General features: G+C 50.1%; 18 protein-coding genes. 9 read left to right on the top strand and 9 right to left on the bottom strand.

Annotated elements, in window-relative coordinates; genetic code table 11:
- Positions 1-29 precede the first annotated feature (29 nt).
- Positions 30-887, top strand: a complete 858-nt coding sequence (nfo, locus tag FEK42_RS01590; RefSeq protein WP_000873880.1) for a deoxyribonuclease IV — start codon at positions 30-32, stop codon at positions 885-887.
- 2 nt (positions 888-889) lie between these two features.
- A complete protein-coding gene (locus FEK42_RS01585; protein ID WP_130207078.1) occupies positions 890-1,978 on the top strand; it encodes a sugar kinase in 1,089 nt (362 codons plus the stop codon).
- A gap of 54 nt (positions 1,979-2,032) precedes the next feature.
- Here the strand turns inward: FEK42_RS01585 and FEK42_RS01580 are convergent, their stop codons facing one another.
- Positions 2,033-3,283: a NupC/NupG family nucleoside CNT transporter gene (locus tag FEK42_RS01580; RefSeq protein WP_135492794.1), complete on the bottom strand. Its 1,251-nt coding sequence runs from the start codon at positions 3,281-3,283 to the stop codon at positions 2,033-2,035.
- Positions 3,284-3,382: 99 nt separating this feature from the next.
- The gene (rihB, locus tag FEK42_RS01575; protein WP_135492795.1) at positions 3,383-4,324 is read right to left on the bottom strand and encodes a ribosylpyrimidine nucleosidase; all 942 of its coding nucleotides are present in this window, start codon (positions 4,322-4,324) and stop codon (positions 3,383-3,385) included.
- Positions 4,325-4,453: 129 nt separating this feature from the next.
- Between rihB and FEK42_RS01570 the strand changes: the two genes are divergently transcribed.
- Positions 4,454-5,152 (top strand): transcriptional regulator YeiL, encoded by a 699-nt coding sequence (locus FEK42_RS01570; RefSeq protein WP_135492796.1) that lies wholly within the window; start codon positions 4,454-4,456, stop codon positions 5,150-5,152.
- A gap of 58 nt (positions 5,153-5,210) precedes the next feature.
- Here FEK42_RS01570 and FEK42_RS01565 read toward each other — a convergent pair whose 3' ends face one another.
- The 6 genes from FEK42_RS01565 to fruB form a co-directional block, all read right to left on the bottom strand.
- Positions 5,211-6,461 (bottom strand): NupC/NupG family nucleoside CNT transporter, encoded by a 1,251-nt coding sequence (locus tag FEK42_RS01565; RefSeq protein WP_135492797.1) that lies wholly within the window; start codon positions 6,459-6,461, stop codon positions 5,211-5,213.
- A 93-nt stretch (positions 6,462-6,554) separates the two neighbouring features.
- Complete coding sequence (psuG, locus tag FEK42_RS01560; protein WP_130217118.1) at positions 6,555-7,493, bottom strand: pseudouridine-5'-phosphate glycosidase; 939 nt, start codon at positions 7,491-7,493, stop codon at positions 6,555-6,557.
- A complete protein-coding gene (locus FEK42_RS01555; RefSeq protein WP_130207090.1) occupies positions 7,481-8,422 on the bottom strand; it encodes a pseudouridine kinase in 942 nt (313 codons plus the stop codon). The genes psuG and FEK42_RS01555 overlap by 13 nt, the downstream gene beginning before the upstream one ends.
- Positions 8,423-8,844: 422 nt before the next feature.
- Positions 8,845-10,536: a PTS fructose transporter subunit IIBC gene (fruA, locus tag FEK42_RS01550; RefSeq protein ID WP_130260502.1), complete on the bottom strand. Its 1,692-nt coding sequence runs from the start codon at positions 10,534-10,536 to the stop codon at positions 8,845-8,847.
- Between the two features lie 16 nt (positions 10,537-10,552).
- Positions 10,553-11,491, bottom strand: a complete 939-nt coding sequence (fruK, locus tag FEK42_RS01545) for a 1-phosphofructokinase (RefSeq protein ID WP_000091270.1) — start codon at positions 11,489-11,491, stop codon at positions 10,553-10,555.
- On the bottom strand, positions 11,491-12,621 hold the full coding sequence (gene fruB, locus FEK42_RS01540; RefSeq protein WP_135492798.1) for a fused PTS fructose transporter subunit IIA/HPr protein: 1,131 nt from the start codon (positions 12,619-12,621) through the stop codon (positions 11,491-11,493). Before fruB ends, fruK begins: the two co-directional genes overlap by 1 nt.
- Before the next feature lie 367 nt (positions 12,622-12,988).
- Here fruB and setB point away from each other — a divergent pair, with 367 nt between their 5' ends.
- The gene (setB, locus tag FEK42_RS01535) at positions 12,989-14,170 is read left to right on the top strand and encodes a sugar efflux transporter SetB (protein ID WP_130260503.1); all 1,182 of its coding nucleotides are present in this window, start codon (positions 12,989-12,991) and stop codon (positions 14,168-14,170) included.
- On the opposite strand, the gene FEK42_RS01530 is transcribed toward setB, so the two are convergent.
- Positions 14,167-14,421, bottom strand: a complete 255-nt coding sequence (locus FEK42_RS01530; protein ID WP_064526801.1) for a YkgJ family cysteine cluster protein — start codon at positions 14,419-14,421, stop codon at positions 14,167-14,169. The genes setB and FEK42_RS01530 overlap by 4 nt on opposite strands.
- A gap of 154 nt (positions 14,422-14,575) precedes the next feature.
- Between FEK42_RS01530 and yeiP the strand changes: the two genes are divergently transcribed.
- The 5 genes from yeiP to mepS all read left to right on the top strand — a co-directional run bounded on the left by yeiP (position 14,576) and on the right by mepS (position 19,672).
- On the top strand, positions 14,576-15,148 hold the full coding sequence (gene yeiP / locus FEK42_RS01525; protein ID WP_001136827.1) for an elongation factor P-like protein YeiP: 573 nt from the start codon (positions 14,576-14,578) through the stop codon (positions 15,146-15,148).
- A 221-nt stretch (positions 15,149-15,369) separates the two neighbouring features.
- Positions 15,370-16,836 carry a mannitol dehydrogenase family protein gene (locus tag FEK42_RS01520; protein WP_138211714.1) on the top strand — a complete coding sequence of 489 codons (1,467 nt, stop codon included), beginning with the start codon at positions 15,370-15,372 and terminating at the stop codon, positions 16,834-16,836.
- 118 nt (positions 16,837-16,954) lie between these two features.
- Entirely contained in the window at positions 16,955-17,941 is a 987-nt protein-coding gene (gene yeiR / locus FEK42_RS01515) for a zinc-binding GTPase YeiR (RefSeq protein WP_130207100.1), read from the top strand.
- Positions 17,942-17,979: 38 nt separating this feature from the next.
- Complete coding sequence (gene lpxT / locus FEK42_RS01510; protein WP_130207102.1) at positions 17,980-18,684, top strand: Kdo(2)-lipid A phosphotransferase; 705 nt, start codon at positions 17,980-17,982, stop codon at positions 18,682-18,684.
- A gap of 421 nt (positions 18,685-19,105) precedes the next feature.
- Positions 19,106-19,672 (top strand): bifunctional murein DD-endopeptidase/murein LD-carboxypeptidase, encoded by a 567-nt coding sequence (mepS, locus tag FEK42_RS01505; protein WP_000241011.1) that lies wholly within the window; start codon positions 19,106-19,108, stop codon positions 19,670-19,672.
- Positions 19,673-19,759 lie beyond the last annotated feature (87 nt).

The following is a 19,759-nucleotide window of genomic DNA, read 5'->3' as shown; positions in this document are numbered from 1 at the left end:
CCTCCAGCGGGTTTAACAGGAGTCCTCGCATGAAATACATTGGAGCGCACGTTAGTGCTGCTGGCGGTCTGGCAAATGCCGCAATTCGCGCCGCCGAAATCGACGCAACCGCGTTTGCCTTGTTCACCAAAAACCAACGTCAGTGGCGTGCCGCACCGCTCACGACGCAAACCATCGATGAATTCAAAGCCGCCTGTGAAAAATATCACTACACATCGGCGCAAATTCTTCCCCACGACAGTTATCTGATTAACCTCGGACATCCGGTCGCTGAAGCCCTGGAAAAATCGCGCGATGCCTTTATAGATGAAATGCAGCGTTGCGAACAACTGGGACTTTCTTTGCTCAACTTCCACCCTGGCAGCCATCTGATGCAGATTTCAGAAGAGGATTGCCTTGCGCGTATTGCCGAATCCATCAACATTGCACTGGATAAAACACAAGGTGTGACCGCGGTTATTGAAAATACCGCAGGTCAGGGCAGCAACCTTGGATTTAAATTCGAACATCTCGCGGCGATTATCGACGGTGTGGAAGATAAATCCCGCGTCGGCGTCTGCATTGATACCTGCCATGCTTTCGCTGCCGGGTATGATTTGCGTACTCCAGCCGAATGCGAGAAAACGTTCGCTGATTTTGCTCGTATTGTTGGCTTTAAGTATCTGCGCGGGATGCACCTCAACGATGCGAAAAGTACCTTTGGCAGCCGCGTTGATCGCCATCATAGCCTTGGTGAAGGCAATATCGGTCATGATGCGTTCCGCTGGATCATGCAGGACGACCGCTTCGACGGCATTCCGCTGATCCTCGAAACCATCAACCCGGATATCTGGGCAGAAGAGATCGCCTGGCTGAAAGCGCAACAAACTGAAAAAGCGGTAGCCTGAAAATGAACAACCGGGAGAAGGAAATCCTTGCAATTTTACGGCGTAACCCGCTGATTCAGCAGAATGAAATTGCGGATATGCTGCAAATTAGCCGTTCGCGCGTAGCGGCGCATATTATGGATTTAATGCGCAAAGGGCGGATTAAAGGCAAAGGTTACATTCTCACCGAGCAGGAATATTGCGTGGTGGTGGGAACAATCAATATGGATATTCGCGGGATGGCGGATATCCGTTATCCGCAAGCGGCCTCTAATCCCGGTACAATTCATTGCTCGGCGGGCGGCGTTGGGCGCAACATTGCCCACAATCTGGCGCTGTTAGGCCGCGACGTCCATTTACTCTCGGTGATTGGCGATGACTTTTATGGCGAAATGCTCCTGGAAGAGACGCGCCGCGCCGGAGTGAATGTCTCCGGCTGTGTTCGTTTACACGGCCAAAGCACATCGACGTATCTGGCAATTGCCAATCGAGACGATGAAACCGTGCTGGCGATTAACGATACCCATCTGCTGGAACAGTTGACACCGCAACTACTGAACGGGTCGCGCGATTTACTTCATCATGCGGGCGTGGTGCTGGCAGATTGTAACCTGACTGCCGAGGCGCTGGAGTGGGTCTTCACCCTTGCCGATGAAATCCCGGTGTTTGTCGATACCGTTTCAGAATTTAAAGCGGGCAAAATCAAACACTGGCTGGCGCATATTCACACTCTGAAACCCACTTTGCCAGAGCTGGAAATTTTATGGGGCCAGCCGATAACCAGCGATGCTGATCGTAATGCCGCAGTGAATGCGTTGCATCAGCAAGGTGTTCAGCATCTGTTTGTTTATTTGCCCGATGAGTCAGTTTATTGCAGCGAAAAGGATGGTGAACAATTTTTGCTGACTCCGCCAGCACATACGACGGTAGACAGTTTTGGTGCTGACGATGGTTTTATGGCGGGCCTGGTGTATAGCTTTCTGGAAGGAAGCAGTTTCCGTGATAGCGCCCATTTTGCGATGGCCTGCGCGGCAATTTCGCGCGCCAGCGGCAGCTTAAACAACCCAACCCTGTCTGCCGATAACGCGCTTTCATTAGTGCCAATGGTGTAACAATGTTGCCGGTTGCGACGCTTAACGCGTCTTATCCGGCTCATAAATCGCGCACTACGCTAAACCAATAAAGAACCCGGCAATGGTCGCACTCATCAGGTTGGAAAGCGTCGCCGCCGCCAGCGCCCGTAAACCAAGCTGGGCGATTTCCGGCGCACGGTGTGGCGCAACCGCAGAAAATGCCCCAACCACTACCCCGATAGAACCAAAGTTAGCGAAACCGCACAGCGCAAAAGAAATAATCGCCACGGTTTTAGCATCCAGAGAGCCACCCGTTTGCAGATATGGCGAGAAATTGAGATAAGCAACAAATTCATTGATCGCCAGCTTCTGCCCAATCAAACTCCCGGCAAGATTTGCATCACTCCAGTCAACACCCATCACCCACGCCAGCGGGGCCAGCAGATAACCTAAAATGGACTCCAGCGAGGCTTGCTCAAAACCAAACCAGCCGCCAACGCCGCCGATAATACCGTTAATTAACGCAATGATGGCAACAAATGCCATGACTACTGTCGCCACACCCGCAGCGATTTTCAGCCCGGTCATTGCCCCTGTAGCAGCGGCCTCAATAATGCTTTTTGGCGGTGTTTCGGTGAAAGAGAGGTTATTAAAGGAAACCTGCGAAGATTCCGTAGCCGGGCTTAACAGGCGGGCAAACAAGATCCCGCCGGGGATCGCCATTAACGATGCCGCCAGCAAATATTCCACAGGCACGCCCAGTGCAGCGTAACCAATCATCGTCGAACCGGCAATTGAGGCCATACCGCTGCAAATAGCTGTAAACAGCTCATTGCGATTCAGACGATCGATAAAGGGCTTCACGATCGCCGGAATTTCGTTTTGCCCAAGGAAAATGGTAGTAACCGCGACGAATGACTCAATCTTGCTGATATTTAATGCTTTCTGGAATATACCGCCAAGAATGCGAATTAAGATCCCCATCACACCGATGTAGTAGAGAATACTCACCAGTGCAGTGACGAAGATAATTGCCGGTAATACTCTGAAACCAAAGATAAATCCTGCGCCATCAAATAAGGTATCCATCTTCGGTCCGACCAGAGAACCGAAGATAAATGCGCTACCCGCGTCGCTGTACGCCATCACTTTATGCACGCCAAAAGCGACTTTTTCAGCGACCCAACGCCCTGGCGGTAACCACAGCATTATGCTGCCAATCACGACCTGTAACACTAACGCCGCGCCAACGGTACGCAGGCTGATCTTCTTCTTGTTTACTGACAGTAAAAACGCAATCGTCAGCAATACCACCATTCCCAGAACACTTCTCATGACATCCATAGTTATTATCTCTTCATGTCATTTTGGGCGACGGCTTTCTGCCCATCAGAAATAGCCGGGCCTGCATCTTGCGATACTGACCCGGCTTGTTATCAACACTTAATGGGTTTTGATGTAGCCGCGAACGCACTCTTCGACTAAGCCCCAGAACCAGTCGGTATCAATAGTGATGCCGACTTTGGTATTGGCGGGCTTGCCAAGAACGCCCAACTCGTCGCAGACGGTACGCCCGTAGCAAGGGCCGCTATTAACGTCCACTTCGACGTACATATCCTGGGTTTTAATGCCATTCGGGTTAATCAGATAACCGATGCAGGTGGCGTCGTGCACCGGGCCGCCAGCCAGACCGTAGTTTTCGAACTGCGTTTTGAGAGTGAAGTTCATGATGTCGCTGAACAGCTCCCCGGCAGGGCCGCCTGCCCTTTCCATCCGTGCAATCACGTCAGGGGTGCAAACGGTCTGGTTGGTGAGATCGAGGCCCATCATCACCAACGGAACGCCGGAGGTGAACACCACGCGTGCGGCTTCCGGGTCAGCAAAGATGTTGAACTCGGCAGATGGCGTAAAGTTGCCAGTACCATAAGCGCCGCCCATCAGTACAATTTCACGGATTTTGGGCAGGATTGCGGGTTGCATGCGCATTGCCACCGCGATGTTTGACGATGGACCAACCGGCACCAGAGTGATATCGCCATCGCTTGCCATCAGGGTATCGATGATGTATTTCACCGCATGAGTGTTTTCTGCCTGGCGGGTCAACGGCTCGAATACCGGGCCATCCAGTCCGGTTTCACCGTGAATATTATCGGCAACAATTTGTTGACGCATAATGGGCTGCGGCATCCCCGCATAAACCGGAACATTAATCTCCAGTTTCTGGCAAACATTCAGGCCATTAATTAATGTTTTATCAAGCGTCTGATTACCCGCCACAATAGTGATACCTAATAAATCAATCGCCGGATGTTTCGCAGCCATCATTATGGCAATAGCATCATCATGACCCGGATCACAATCCAGAATAATTTTTCTCTTTTCCATTGTTTATTTCCTCTGTTTCCAGTTGCGTTATTTTTTCTACAGCAAAGAAAATTCGACCGGGCCGATGATTGAATCTTAACAACAGCGTACGTATGCTAAATATGAGAAATCTCATAGCGGATAAACATCGTGAAAGAAATCCACAATAATGAATTGAAGCAACAACTGATTAACGAATCCGCATTTAAGGATTGCTTTTCAACGGATGTTTCTACCGACACGCGGTTATTTCACTTTTTAGCGCGTGACTACATTGTGCAGGAAGGGCAACAGCCGTCCTGGCTGTTTTACCTGACGCGAGGCCGTGCCAGACTTTACGCCACGCTAGCTAATGGTCGCGTGTCGCTGATCGATTTCTTTGCCGCTCCCTGTTTTATTGGCGAGATTGAGTTAATCGACAAAGACCATGAACCGCGTGCGGTACAGGCTATTGAAGAGTGTTGGTGCCTTGCGCTCCCTATGAAACATTACCGTCCGCTGTTATTAAACGACACGCTTTTTTTACGAAAACTCTGCGTCACCTTAAGTCATAAAAATTATCGCAATATTGTTTCTTTAACTCAGAACCAATCATTTCCGTTAGTGAATCGCCTGGCAGCATTTATATTACTCTCGCAGGAAAGTGATCTTTATCACGAAAAGCACACGCAAGCCGCAGAGTATTTGGGCGTTTCTTATCGACATCTTTTATATGTTCTCGCGCAATTCATTCACGACGGTTTATTAATTAAAAACAAGAAAGGGTATCTAATTAAAAACAGAAAGCAGTTGTCAGGACTGGCGCTGGAGATGGACCCGGAGAATAAATTCTCCGGGATGATGCAGTAAAAATTATTTGCAATAGCGCGATTGCCGGATACGTCTTATCCGGACTACAAATCGAGCATTACGCCAACCCAAGAAAGAACCCGGCAATAGTCGCACTCATCAGGTTGGAAAGCGTCGCTGCTGCCAGCGCCCGTAAACCAAGCTGGGCGATTTCCGGAGCACGTTTTGGCGAAATAGCCGAAAACGCCCCAACGACAACGCCGATAGAACCAAAGTTAGCAAAACCACACAGCGCAAAGGAGATAATTGCCACGGTTTTCACTTCCAGCGTGCCACCCGTTTGCAGATACGGTGAGAAACTCAGGTAAGCAACAAATTCGTTTATCGCCAGTTTCTGCCCAATCAGACTACCCGCAAGGTTAGCATCGCTCCAGTCTACCCCCATGATCCACGCCAACGGTGCCAGCACATAGCCAAAAATACTTTCCAGAGAGGCATTGGCGAAACCAAACCAGCCGCTAATTCCGCCGATAATGCCGTTAATCAGGGCAATAATTGCGACAAACGCCATTACCACCGTCGCCACACCGGCGGCGATTTTCAGCCCGGTCATCGCACCGCTCGCCGCCGCTTCGATAAAGCTTTTTGGCGGCGTTTCGCTGAATGACAGGTTTTCAAATGTCACCTGCGAAGGCTCGGTTGCCGGGCTAAGAATACGCGCAAACAAAATACCGCCGGGGATAGCCATCAGCGATGCCGCTAACAGGTAGTCAATCGGCACGCCCATTCCGGCATAACCAATCATCATCGAACCTGCAATAGACGCCATCCCGCTACAAATTGCGGTAAACAGCTCGTTGCGATTCATGCGATCGATAAACGGTTTTACGATCGCCGGGATCTCGTTTTGCCCGAGGAAAATAGTGGTAACCGCAACAAAAGATTCGATTTTGCTGATGTTGAGGGCTTTCTGGAAAATACTGCCAAGAATACGAATCAGCAGTCCCATTACGCCAATGTAGTACAGTAGGCTGATAAGCGCAGTGACGAAGATAATCGCCGGGAGTACGCGAAAGGCGAAGATAAAGCCCGCGCCATCAAAGAGAACATCCATTTTCGGCCCAACCAGCGAACCAAAAATGAAGGCGCTACCGGCATCACTGTAAGACATCACTTTATGAACGCCTAATGCCGCCTGTTCTACTGCCCATTTTCCCGGCGGAAAATAGAGCATGATGCCTCCAATGGCGATTTGCAGCAGCAGCGCGGCCCCAACAGTGCGCAAACTGATGCCCTTTTTATTCACCGACAACACAAACGCAATTGCCAGCAATACCACCATACCCACCAAACTTCTCATTATATCCATAATGATTTTCCCTTTATGCCAGTAAACCCGGCGCCAGCGCCAGGTTTCGGTATGTATGATCAGTACGGGCGACGGCTTTCTGCCCGTCGGAAATTAACCCGCGAGACGCTGGTATTCTTTGGCAATTTCACTCGCCAGAATGGCGTTGTTGAACACCAGCTGGATGTTGGATTTCAGGCTGTCGCCGCCGGTCAGTTCAGCAACACGCGCCAGCAAGAACGGCGTACTTTCTTTACCAATAACACCCTGCGCTTCAGCTTCAGCTACCGCCTGATCGATCGCCGCATTGATAGTGTGTTCCGGCATAGCAAACTGTTCCGGGATCGGGTTCGCTACCACGAGGCCACCGTTCAGCCCGCTTTGCCATTTCACCGCCATCGCGCGGGCAATTTCTGTGGCACTGTCGAGACGAATGCTGACGTCAAACGGGCTGGTCCGGCAGAAAAACGCAGGCAGCGCTTTGGTCTGATAGCCAATTAGCGGTACACCGAAAGTTTCTAAATATTCGGTAGTTAAGCCTAAATCGAGAATAGATTTCGCCCCGGCACAAACTACGGTGACATTGGTGTGCGCCAGTTCCTGCAAATCGGCAGAAATATCGAAGGTATGTTCCGCCCCGCGATGTACACCACCAATTCCCCCGGTGGCAAATACTTTAATTCCGGCAAGCGCCGCAATAATCATCGTTGAAGCAACGGTGGTTGCGCCATTTTTTCCGGCGGCAACAACAAAAGGTAAATCGCGACGGCTAACTTTGGTTACGTTATGTCCTTCACGACCCAGCAATTCAATTTCTTCTTTGCTTAAGCCCACTTTCATGACGCCACCAATAATGGCGATAGTGGCAGGTACAGCGCCCTGTTTACGAATAGTTTCTTCCACTTCAATTGCCGTCTGGGCATTTTGTGGAAACGGCATACCGTGAGAGATAATGGTCGATTCCAGCGCAACTACTGGTTTTTTGCTTTTTAAAGCATCCTGAACTTCCGGGGAAATTTGTAATAATTCAGGGGAAATGTTTAATTCAGACATTCTGCGTTCTCCACTAACGATATAACGTTGGCAATCGATAAATTGGGGTTATTGGTGTATTCACAGGAGAGCGCCATTGACGAACATCCCTGTGCAAAACGAACAGATTCGGCAAACGGCATTCCGTCGACCCAACACGAAGCAAGACCTGCCATCATGGCATCGCCCGCTCCGGTAACATTAATGACATTGGTTTTAATCGGTGCAGACCAGCCGTTTTCACTGCCTATTTCACTGTAGTAAACGCCGTCGCCGCCCATACTCAGTACCAGGCGGTTCAGGCCATGTTGATGGAACCAGGCGGCAACTTTTGCGACATCTTCACGCCCTGACAACGCAATCCCGCTCAGGGTTTCTGCTTCAAGGCGGTTTGGCTTCAGGGTGTGGATCTGACTTAGACGGTCGCGCACTTTGACACATTTCCATGCCGAAACTGGATCGACAAATACAGGTACGTCGGCGGCATTATCCAGAATCCAGACCAACGCCTCTTCACTGATATTACAGTCAGCGACAATGACCTTTGCTCCCTGGATAAATTCACGGTGCTGTGCGAGATATTCCGCAGAAATACAGTTACTAATATTCATGTCATTTATAGCAACCAACATTTCACCGGTATTATCGAGCAATGATAAATAGCTCGACGTATTTTCCCCTGGCACAATCAGGCATTTCTCGACATAAACACCGGATTGATTGGTTTGCGTCAGGAGCGATTGACCATAAAAATCACTGCCTACAGCGCTAAGTAGCCAGACTTTGTTCCCCAGCAACGCCAGATTTTGCGCGATATTGCGCCCTACTCCACCAGGTGTAAATTTTATTTTCCCTGGATTTGAATCCGCATAATTTAATGATTCATGTGAATATCCGGCGACATCAATATTCGCCGAACCTATAATTACGACATATTCCTTTTCGCGCATAGCACGTCCCCTGGTAAAAAATTACCAACTCTGTCAATCCACAAGAATATAGGTACTGCAAATAACGTTTAAACATGTGTTCGTATTTAAACATGTGCTCATAGTATGCATGTTTTACTTAAAGTAAATTGCCGCCAGATGGGCAAAATGGGCAGATTTGAACAGGCTCACAAAACGCTATTAAATGCATGGATTAAAAAAACGGAGAATTTGTGACGGGATGCACAGAACGGAAGCAATAAAAAAGGGCAGAAATTAATCTGCCCTTGAGGAAATAATGTTAATGTTTGATGAAGATTTCAGGTTTCAACTTAAAGATAAAATAGATAAATTCATAGAGTTACCCTCAAGAACGGGTCAATCACCTTGCGATCTTCACATGATACAGGGCTGGAAATTTCTGCCCTGTAACACACCTTTTATTACGCTGCTTTCGCTACCGCGTCCACTTCCGGACGTTTCAGGAAGGCATAAGCCAAACCCGCCACCAGCGTACCGGCAATAATTGCCACCAGGTAACCCAGTACCGGCGTAATTGCGCCCGGGATCAGCAGCACAAACAGACCACCGTGCGGTGCCATCAGTTTCGCACCAATCGCCATAGAGATTGCACCAGTCAACGCCCCACCAACGATACAGCACGGCAGCACACGCATCGGATCACGGGCAGCAAACGGAATTGCACCTTCGGAAATAAAGCACAGTCCCAGTACCAGAGCTGCTTTGCCGCCTTCCTGCTGCGCTTTGTCGAATTTGCGACGCGCCACCATCGTTGCCAGCCCCATTGCCAGCGGTGGCACCATACCTGCCGCCATAATCGCTGCCATTGGGCCATAGGTTTGGGTACTCAGCAGACCCACACCGAACGCGTATGCCGCTTTGTTAACCGGGCCGCCCATGTCAGTACACATCATGCCGCCAAGGATCGCGCCCAGCAGAACCGCATTCGCAGTCCCCATCGTTTGCAGCCAGTGAGTCAGAGCTTCGAGGATGCCAGCAACCGGTTTACCGATCAGGTAGATCATCGCCAGACCAACCACCAGACTGGAAATCAGCGGAATGATCAAAATCGGTTTCAGCGCTTCCATACTCTGTGGCAGTTTCAGCTGCGTGCTGATTAACTTCGCGATGTAACCGGCCAGGAAGCCCGCAATAATACCGCCAATGAAACCAGAACCAGTGCTGACCGCCAGCATACCGCCAATCAGGCCAGGCGTGAGGCCCGGACGGTCGGCAATAGAGAAGGCAATATAACCTGCCAGTACCGGCACCATCAGCGCAAAGGCTGAACCGCCCCCAATCTGCATCAGCGCCGCTGCCAACGTACCCGGCTCTTTAAACGCTTCGATACCAAAAGCAAAAGAAAGCGCGATACACAGACCGCCAGCAACCACCATCGGCAACATGTAGGAAACGCCCGTCAGCAAGTGACGATACGCGCCTGCACTCTCTTTCTTGCCTTCAGTCGCCGCCGTTTGAGCTTTGCCTGCTGGTTCGTAAGGCGTCGCTTCAGCAACGGCTTTATCCAGTTCCTGCGCGGTTTTCTTCAGCGCCAGACCGGTAGAGGTGCGATACATCGGTTTACCAGCAAATTTCGCCAGATCGACTTCAATATCTGCCGCCACAATGACCAGATCCGCCGCAGCCACTTCTTCAGGGGTGATGGCATTACCCGCGCCAACAGAGCCACGAGTTTCAACTTTCACCCACCAGCCACGTTTTTTCGCTTCGGTTTCAATGGCTTCTGCCGCCATAAAAGTGTGCGCCACCCCGGTCGGGCAAGCAGTCACCGCAACTACGCGTTTCGGACCACTGGCAGCAACCGGTGCTGTCGCAGCGACCGGCGCAGTGTAAGGTTTCGCATGGCCTTTGGCTTCACTCAGGAACAGCTCAGGGTGCGCAACTGCCCGGGAAATATCGCCCAGCCAGACATTTTTACCGTTCAGCGCGCTGTCGTTCGGGATGGAATCACCGAGAACAATCGCCATTTCAGCGTCGTTCGGATTGTCGATGATTTCCAGTTTTGCTTTTCGCGCCGCCGCGCCCAGCAGGGTCTTCGCCATATAGGCGCGTGCCTGACCGAGATTAGCGTCAATAATCAGCAGCGTTTTCATTATGCCTCTCCTGCTGTCAGTTAAAAGGTTGTAAGTCGACGCGCGCCATCATTGCGGCCAACTGCGGACGATCGGTAATACCCACATTGCTTTGACTTACCGCCAGGGCAGCAACAGCTGTCGCCAGACGCAGAGTGTGTTCACTGGATTCACGCATCAGCAAGCCATAAATCAGGCCACCAACCATAGAATCCCCTGCGCCAACGGTGCTTACGACATCGACTGACGGTGGTTTGGCGATCCATTCGCCGGAGGCATTAACCCAAAGCGCGCCTTCGGCACCCAGTGAAATAACGACATGCGCGATACCTTGTTCACGCAGCGCATGCGCAGCTTCAATCACATCTTTCATTTCAGGCAGTTTACGGCCAGCCCAGATTTCCAGCTCGCGGCGGTTAGGTTTCACCAGCCACGGTGCCGCTTTCAAACCTGCCACTAACGCTTCACGACTACTATCAAAGATAATGCAAGGACACTGACTACGCAGGCGAGTCATCCAGTCGGTGAAGGCTTCCGGGCTGACGCCTGATGGTAAACTGCCGCTGACACAGACCATATCGAACTGACCAAGCCAGCTCAGAGAATCCGTCACAAAGCGTTCCCAGTCGGCTGGAGTGACTTCAAAACCAGAGAAGTTGAGGTCAGTCACTTCGCCGTCTTTTTCCGTCAACTTGACATTAATACGGGTGCGCCCCTGTACAACCTGGAAACGGTTGGCAATGCCCAGCTCGCTGAACAATTGCTGAAACCCATCCTGGTTATCTTTACCGAGGAAGCCGCCAACAGTGACATCAATACCCAGATCTTTCAGAACTTTGGCAACGTTGATACCTTTACCCGCCGCATGCAGACCGGTGGTTTTTACCAGGTTCACTTCGCCGCGTTCAATTTCCGGGCAGAAACCAACAAGGTCATAAGCCGGATTAAGGGTGATCGTAGCAACACGTCTGCTCATTACGCGCCCTCCCCAAGACCTGCGGCGATGGCGTCGCCAATGGCGTTCAGCGCCTGTTCAGCATCTGGTCCCTGGGCGGTAAAGCGTAGGCGATGACCTTTCTTAACGCCAAGTGCTACAACTTTCATCAGACTACGTCCGTTTGCCGGTTTGCCGGTGCCATCAAGGTTTGTCACGGTAATATCACTGTTAAATTGTTTAATGGTATTGACCAACATGGTGCCTGGACGGGCATGCAGGCCGTGTTCATTGCGCACCACAAACTCCGCGCTTAACACGTCGTCGGTCGGCGCATCATCGCTGGTCAGCAGTGCCAGCAGCGTTGCCGCATCTGCTTTCAGCAAGCGGTCAGCTTTATTGTCGAGCAGCAAATCGGCGAGACGCTTAAGAACCGCGACGGGCTGATCGTCATTCATCGCCACACTCACCAGCATGGCAGCCGTTTCGCCGTCCACATCAAAAGCATTTGCCGCACGGCTTACCGCAATCGCGCTACGCAGATTACCTTCGGCGCTATCGCTCAGCCAGATGCCTTGCCCGAGATTTAATGGCTGCTCGTTGATGGCTTTGGTGACGAAGGTAGCGTCAACTGCGCCCGCTTCTTTCAGACGAGCAGCGTTTAACGCTTGCAGGGTCAGCAAATCACTGGCAACGATATCCAGCGTCAGCATTTCGTTATCGAGCTTCAGCTGCTCACTCTGCTTTTCGCCCATCAGCAATGCGCGAAGTTCTTCTGCTGTTATTGCTGACTTCAGTTGTTCAGCAACGGAGTCATCGCTCAGTACATGGGTTAGTTGGCGCAGCAAGCCCAGATGTTCATCGGAGCTGGCGGCAATACCGATAGCAACATACGCGACTTGACCTTCACCCCATGTCACACCTTCCGGGAACTGAAATACCTGAACGCCGGTTTTCAGGACCTGATCGCGGGTGTCGGTAGTACCGTGTGGAATAGCAATCCCGTTGCCGAGAAAGGTTGAGGTTTGCTGTTCGCGTGCCAGCATGCCATTGACGTAGCCTTCCGCTACATTACCGGCTTGCACCAGCGCCGCGGCGACCTTGCGAATAGCCTCTTCTTTGTCTCCGGCCTTCTCGCCCGGATGGATGTCCTGTACGGATAACTGGAACATAGTTCTCCTCTTTTGCTGAATTGAAACGATTCAGCTTCTATGAGAAAAAAAGCGCCAACCTGGCTAAGGATTAAAGACAAGATCGCGCTGAAACGTTTCAATTAAGAATAATACTTCTTCTTCAGCACGCAAGGGAAGCCGCTAAATTATGTCCAAAAGTTTGATGTGCTGCACATTTTTTTGCCAAAAATCTGAAATGCTGACAGTGAAATTAGCCATCAGCATTAGCATTTCGGCGGCGTCAGCTGAGGATCAGCAAGAGTGAAATGCCATTTTGATTATTCGTAGCGAGTTTGATTTCACTGACTGTTTATTTTCTGACAGGCAGCGTAAACTCCGCGTCTTCATCTTTCACTGATCGACCAGCATGCATAACTCCCCCGCAGTTTCCAGCGCGAAATCGTTTGACCTGACGTCAGCGGCGTTTTTAATTGTTGCCTTTCTCACCGGTATTGCAGGTGCCCTGCAAACCCCGACGCTAAGTATTTTCCTCACTGATGAAGTGCACGCGCGCCCGGCGATGGTGGGATTCTTCTTTACCGGCAGCGCCGTTATCGGAATTCTGGTCAGTCAGTTTCTCGCCGGACGCTCTGATAAACGCGGCGATCGTAAATCGCTGATTGTCTTTTGCTGCCTGTTAGGCATGCTGGCCTGTACCCTTTTTGCCTGGAATCGCAACTACTTTGTTTTGTTATTCGTCGGCGTTTTTTTAAGCAGCTTTGGTTCTACCGCCAACCCGCAAATGTTTGCTCTTGCTCGTGAACATGCCGACAAAACCGGGCGTGAAGCGGTGATGTTCAGCTCTTTTTTACGCGCCCAGGTATCGTTAGCGTGGGTCATTGGCCCGCCGCTGGCGTATGCCTTAGCGATGGGATTCAGCTTTACGGTAATGTATCTCAGCGCGGCGGTGGCGTTTATTGTCTGCGGCGTGATGGTGTGGTTGTTTTTACCGTCGATGCAAAAAGAGGTACCGCAAGCAACTGACACGGTTGAAGCGCCTCGCCGTAATCGTCGCGATACACTGCTGTTGTTTGTGATTTGTACATTGATGTGGGGCTCGAACAGTCTGTATATCATCAACATGCCACTGTTTATTATCAACGAACTGCATCTTCCTGAGAAACTGGCGGGCGTGATGATGGGGACCGCAGCCGGGCTGGAAATTCCGACCATGTTGATTGCCGGATATTTTGCCAAACGTCTGGGTAAGCGCTTCTTAATGCGCGTTGCCGCCGTAGGTGGCATCTGTTTTTACGCAGGTATGCTGATGGCACATTCACCTGTCATTCTGTTGGGCTTACAGCTGCTGAATGCTATTTTTATCGGCATTCTGGGCGGTATCGGGATGCTCTATTTCCAGGACCTGATGCCCGGTCAGGCAGGTTCAGCCACCACGCTCTATACCAATACGTCGCGCGTGGGCTGGATCATCGCTGGTTCAGTGGCGGGCATCGTCGCCGAGATCTGGAATTATCACGCGGTGTTCTGGTTTGCGATGGTGATGGTTATCGCCACCCTGTTTTGCTTGCTGCGGATTAAAGATGTTTAAGGCGCGGTCAACATTTCCAGATCGATAAGCCAGGTCATGGCCTGCTGACGCGTGTTACCGCACATTTCAGCACTGGCCTGCAAGCCTGCGCAAACTTTCGGCCGCAGTGGAGATGTGAAAATTTTACAGCGTTGCTGTTCATCAAGCTGAATGCAGGGCGTATTGGCGGGCTTGCCATCTGGCATACCGGGAATAGGACTGGAGATTGAGGGGGCGGTGCAACACGCCCCGCAACCCGGACGGCATTCCATACGTTGTTCTCTTAAGGTTAACCACCGGATTGAGGAGCGCGCACATTACCACCTTTTTGGCACCAGCAAAAGTGCGAATACCACTTGCCTGAAAGGCCCGTCGCGAGTAGTTTGTCGCGATATTTTTGACATTTTCGACAACAGGAATTTTTCGATGCCAAGAGCGAACGAAATTAAAAAAGGTATGGTACTGAATTACAACGGCAAACTGCTGCTGGTTAAGGACATTGATATTCAGTCGCCTACCGCCCGCGGTGCCGCTACGCTGTACAAAATGCGTTTTTCAGACGTCCGTACCGGGCTGAAAGTGGAAGAACGCTTTAAAGGCGATGATATCGTTGATACCGTGACGCTGACCCGCCGCTACGTTGACTTCTCCTACGTCGATGGCAACGAATATGTCTTTATGGATAAAGAAGACTATACCCCGTATACCTTCACCAAAGATCAGATTGAAGAAGAACTGCTGTTTATGCCGGAAGGCGGCATGCCAGACATGCAGGTTCTGACCTGGGACGGTCAACTGCTGGCGCTTGAACTGCCGCAGACCGTTGATCTGGAAATCGTTGAAACCGCTCCTGGCATCAAAGGCGCTTCTGCCAGTGCCCGTAACAAACCGGCGACCTTGAGCACCGGCCTGGTGATTCAGGTACCAGAATACTTAAGCCCGGGCGAAAAAATTCGTATCCATATCGAAGAACGCCGTTATATGGGGCGTGCTGACTAACTTCAGCCACATTCAGAACAGGGACAGCTCAGACTGTCCCTTTTTAATTTATTATACCAATCCTTCATTTTGCGCCTCCTGAACACCTTTCGCCTGCAATATTCACTTGTAAATTGATCGTCCTCACACTTCATCGCATTAACAATCCAGACCAATTTCAATTGCTGTCATATAACTTTACACTAGCGTTGTTAATCAATCGTTACTAAGACGTGACTTCTATGAACACAATTGCCTCCACTACGTTCCCGCCTCACATTCACACTCCACGTTACGATCGCCAGCAATTGAAATCCCGTATCGTTCATTTTGGCTTTGGAGCCTTTCACCGCGCACATCAGGCGTTACTGACCGACCGTGTGCTGAATGCCCAGAGCAGCGATTGGGGGATCTGTGAAATCAGTTTGTTCAGCGGCGATCGGCTAATGAGCCAACTTCGCGAACAGGATCATTTATATACCGTGTTGGAGAAAGGCGCAGACGGCAATCAGGCGATTATTGTCGGGGCCGTTCATGAATGCCTGAATGCAAAACTGGATTCCTTAGCGGCGATTATTGAGAAGTTTTGCGAACCGCAGGTGGCAATTGTGTCCCTGACCATTACCGAAAAAGGTTATTGTATCGACCCGGCCACCGGTGCGCTTGATACCAATAATTCGCGGATTATTCATGACTTACAAAGCCCGGAAGAACCTCACTCCGCGCCAGGCATTCTTGTCGAAGCGCTGAAACGCCGTCGTGAACGTGGCCTTGCGCCGTTTACCGTACTTTCCTGCGATAATATTCCCGACAATGGTCATGTGGTGAAAAATGCGGTGCTGGGGATGGCTGAAAAACGCTCTCCAGAACTTGCCGAGTGGATAAAAGAACACGTCAGCTTTCCGGGAACCATGGTCGACCGCATTGTCCCGGCAGCAACGGAAGAATCACTGGCAGAAATTAGCCAATATCTGGGCGTGAATGATCCCTGTGCAATTAGCTGCGAGCCGTTTATCCAATGGGTGGTAGAAGATAACTTCGTCGCAGGGCGCCCAGCCTGGGAAATCGCAGGTGTACAAATGGTGGATGATGTCCTGCCGTGGGAAGAGATGAAACTGCGCATGCTTAATGGCAGCCACTCTTTTCTCGCTTATCTGGGCTACCTGGCTGGATTCGCCCATATTAGTGATTGCATGCAGGACCGCGCATTTCGCCATGCCGCCAGAACATTAATGCTGGAGGAGCAAGCGCCAACGCTACGGATTAAAGATGTCGATTTAACATACTATGCGGATACGTTAATTGAACGTTTTGCCAATCCAGCGCTGAAACATAAGACCTGGCAAATCGCGATGGATGGCAGTCAAAAATTACCGCAACGCATGTTGGCAGGGATTAGCATCCATCTGGCTCGCGAAACAAACTGGCCGTTACTGGCATTAGGCGTCGCAGGTTGGATGCGCTATGTGAGCGGCGTAGATGATGCCGGAAAAGCTATCGATGTCCGCGATCCGCTTTACGATAAAATTCACAACCTCGTTGCGGGCAGTAGCAGTGAACAACGCGTCACCGCCCTGCTTTCTTTGCATGAAGTATTCGGTGATGACCTACCAGATAACCCGCATTTTGTGCAGACCATCGAACAAGCCTGGCAACAAATCGCGCAGTTCGGCGCGCATCAGGCGCTATTAAACACCCTCAAAATTTAACGATTTCTGCGGTTAAAGCGGATGGAGCATCGCTTCGTCCGCCCTCTCTCTTCTCTTTTCCGCCTTTTTTAGCCAGGATTAACGCACAGTTAACTCATCTGATTATTGCGGAGCCGTTGTGACCAGGACCAACCTCATCACCGGTTTTCTCGGCAGCGGGAAAACAACCTCTATTCTTCATCTGCTAGCCCACAAAGATCCCAATGAAAAATGGGCGGTTCTGGTTAATGAATTTGGGGAAGTCGGAATTGATGGTGCTTTGCTCGCTGATAGCGGCGCATTGCTGAAAGAGATCCCCGGCGGCTGCATGTGCTGCGTTAATGGTTTACCCATGCAGGTAGGGTTGAATACCTTACTGCGCCAGGGAAAACCAGACCGCTTGCTGATAGAGCCGACCGGACTGGGTCATCCGAAACAGATCCTCGATCTGTTAACCGCGCCGGTCTATGAACCGTGGATCGATCTGCGCGCCACGTTGTGCATTCTCGATCCGCGCCTGCTGCTGGACGAAAAAAGCGTCGGTAATGAAAACTTCCGTGATCAACTGGCTGCCGCAGACATCATTGTCGCCAATAAATCCGACCGTGCTACGCCAGAAAGCGAGCAAGCGTTACAACACTGGTGGCAACAAAACGGTGGCGAACGGCAATTAATTCACAGCGATCATGGGCAAATTGAAGGTCATCTTCTGGATTTACCTCGTCGAAATTTAACTGAGTTACCCGCCAGCGCTGCCCATTCGCATCAACATAACGAGAAAAAAGGATTAGCGGCATTAAGCCTGCCAGAGCATCAACGCTGGCGTCGCAGTCTGAATAGCGGACAAGGACACCAGGCCTGCGGTTGGATATTCGACGCTGATACCGTGTTCGACACCATTGGCATTCTGGAATGGGCGCGGCTTGCGCCGGTCGGACGCGTAAAAGGCGTGATGCGGATACCAGAAGGTCTTGTGCGCATCAACCGTCAGGGCGATGACCTACACATTGAAACGCAAAACGTTGCACCACCAGATAGCCGCATTGAGCTGATTTCCAGCAGCGAAACTGACTGGAACGCCTTACAGAGCGCGCTGTTGAAGCTTCGTTTAGCGACCAACGCGTAAGGTTGCCTGCGTTTTTCAGTAAGATAATTAGAGAAAATATGATCAAAAATTTGCCGCAAATAGTGCTGTTAAATATTGTCGGCCTCGCGCTGTTTCTTTCCTGGTACATTCCCGTCAATCATGGATTCTGGTTGCCAATTGACGCGGATATTTTTTATTTTTTTAATCAGAAACTGGTCGAAAGCAAGACTCTTTTATGGCTGGTTGCGTTGACTAATAATCGCGCCTTCGACGGTTGTTCACTGCTGGCGATGGGAATACTGATGCTGAGTTTCTGGCTGAAAGAAAACGCACCCGGCAGACGGCGTATTGTGATTATTGGTCTGGTCATGCTGTTAACCGCAGTGGTATTAAACCAGTTGGGCCAGGCATTTATTCCGGTAAAACGGGCCAGTCCGACATTGACCTTTACAGATATTAACCGCGTCAGCGAACTGCTATCTGTTCCAACGAAAGATGCCTCACGAGATAGTTTTCCCGGCGATCATGGCATGATGCTGCTTATTTTTTCCGCTTTTATGTGGCGATATTTCGGAAAAGTCGCAGGAGTAATCGCCCTTATTATATTTGTGGTTTTTGCATTTCCCAGAGTGATGATTGGCGCACATTGGTTTACCGATATCATTGTCGGTTCCATGACGGTGATATTGATTGGGTTGCCCTGGTGGCTAATGACACCTTTAAGTGATCAATTAATCGCCTTTTTTGACAAATCACTGCCTGGAAAAAATAAACATTCATAAAACAAATAACTCACAGTAATTAACATCATCAGGTTTATTTTCATAGTAGGGATAATCCTGATGATGTGCGACTTTGCTCTCGTTCATTAAGTGAAATGATCATTCTCTAAGCAAATGAATGGATTGCGCATCTTTTAGACAACAGTGCTTTAATTGACCAATCCCGTTTATTAACTTTCTGTATCACTTTTTCTTATAAAAAATCATGTAAAACCGCTCGCCAAGACCGCGTCAATCGGGTAATCTCGAACACGTTTTGCCTCGGCGGTAGATTATCCTCACAGCATATAATTTTGTGCGTTAGTCCACAGATTTGGCCTTAAGGAATTGTTTCAACGTGCCCAGGTAATTAGTCTCGTGTCGCTTGGCATTTTTTTATAACGATATTTGTCGTTAAGGACTTCAAGGGAAAACAAACAACATGGTCAAATCTCAACCGATTTTGAGATATATCTTGCGCGGGATTCCCGCGATTGCAGTAGCGGTTCTGCTTTCTGCATGTAGTGCAAATAACACCGCAAAGAATATGCATCCTGAGACACGTGCAGTGGGTAGTGAAACATCATCACTGCAAGCTTCTCAGGATGAATTTGAAAATCTGGTTCGTAATGTCGACGTAAAATCGCGAATTATGGATCAGTATGCTGACTGGAAAGGCGTACGTTATCGTCTGGGTGGCAGCACTAAAAAAGGTATCGATTGTTCTGGTTTCGTACAGCGTACATTCCGCGAACAATTTGGCTTAGAACTTCCTCGTTCAACTTATGAACAGCAGGAAATGGGCAAGTCAGTTTCCCGCAGTAATTTGCGTACAGGTGACTTAGTTCTGTTCCGTGCTGGTTCAACTGGACGCCATGTCGGTATTTATATCGGCAACAATCAGTTCGTTCATGCTTCCACCAGCAGTGGGGTTATTATTTCCAGCATGAATGAGCCGTACTGGAAAAAGCGTTACAACGAAGCACGTCGGGTTCTTAGCCGCAGCTAATAAACCGTTTGGATGCAATCCCTTGGCTATCCTGACGAGTTAACTGAAGGCACTGCTTAAGCAGTGCTTTTTTGTTTTCATTCATCA

The sequence above is a fragment of the Escherichia sp. E2748 genome (genome assembly GCF_005781125.1).
Classification (GTDB): domain Bacteria; phylum Pseudomonadota; class Gammaproteobacteria; order Enterobacterales; family Enterobacteriaceae; genus Escherichia.
This window is presented reverse-complemented; position numbering and strand designations above follow the sequence as displayed.

Excerpts from the sequence above, each read along its gene's own strand:
- nfo (WP_000873880.1), top strand. The coding sequence starts at position 30 with ATGAAATACATTGGAGCGCACGTTAGTGCTGCTGGCGGTCTGGCAAAT.
- FEK42_RS01585 (WP_130207078.1), top strand. The coding sequence starts at position 890 with ATGAACAACCGGGAGAAGGAAATCCTTGCAATTTTACGGCGTAACCCG.
- FEK42_RS01580 (WP_135492794.1), bottom strand. The coding sequence starts at position 3,283 with ATGGATGTCATGAGAAGTGTTCTGGGAATGGTGGTATTGCTGACGATT.
- rihB (WP_135492795.1), bottom strand. The coding sequence starts at position 4,324 with ATGGAAAAGAGAAAAATTATTCTGGATTGTGATCCGGGTCATGATGAT.
- FEK42_RS01565 (WP_135492797.1), bottom strand. The coding sequence starts at position 6,461 with ATGGATATAATGAGAAGTTTGGTGGGTATGGTGGTATTGCTGGCAATT.
- psuG (WP_130217118.1), bottom strand. The coding sequence starts at position 7,493 with ATGTCTGAATTAAACATTTCCCCTGAATTATTACAAATTTCCCCGGAA.
- FEK42_RS01555 (WP_130207090.1), bottom strand. The coding sequence starts at position 8,422 with ATGCGCGAAAAGGAATATGTCGTAATTATAGGTTCGGCGAATATTGAT.
- fruA (WP_130260502.1), bottom strand. The coding sequence starts at position 10,536 with ATGAAAACGCTGCTGATTATTGACGCTAATCTCGGTCAGGCACGCGCC.
- fruK (WP_000091270.1), bottom strand. The coding sequence starts at position 11,491 with ATGAGCAGACGTGTTGCTACGATCACCCTTAATCCGGCTTATGACCTT.
- fruB (WP_135492798.1), bottom strand. The coding sequence starts at position 12,621 with ATGTTCCAGTTATCCGTACAGGACATCCATCCGGGCGAGAAGGCCGGA.
- setB (WP_130260503.1), top strand. The coding sequence starts at position 12,989 with ATGCATAACTCCCCCGCAGTTTCCAGCGCGAAATCGTTTGACCTGACG.
- FEK42_RS01530 (WP_064526801.1), bottom strand. The coding sequence starts at position 14,421 with ATGGAATGCCGTCCGGGTTGCGGGGCGTGTTGCACCGCCCCCTCAATC.
- yeiP (WP_001136827.1), top strand. The coding sequence starts at position 14,576 with ATGCCAAGAGCGAACGAAATTAAAAAAGGTATGGTACTGAATTACAAC.
- FEK42_RS01520 (WP_138211714.1), top strand. The coding sequence starts at position 15,370 with ATGAACACAATTGCCTCCACTACGTTCCCGCCTCACATTCACACTCCA.
- lpxT (WP_130207102.1), top strand. The coding sequence starts at position 17,980 with ATGATCAAAAATTTGCCGCAAATAGTGCTGTTAAATATTGTCGGCCTC.
- mepS (WP_000241011.1), top strand. The coding sequence starts at position 19,106 with ATGGTCAAATCTCAACCGATTTTGAGATATATCTTGCGCGGGATTCCC.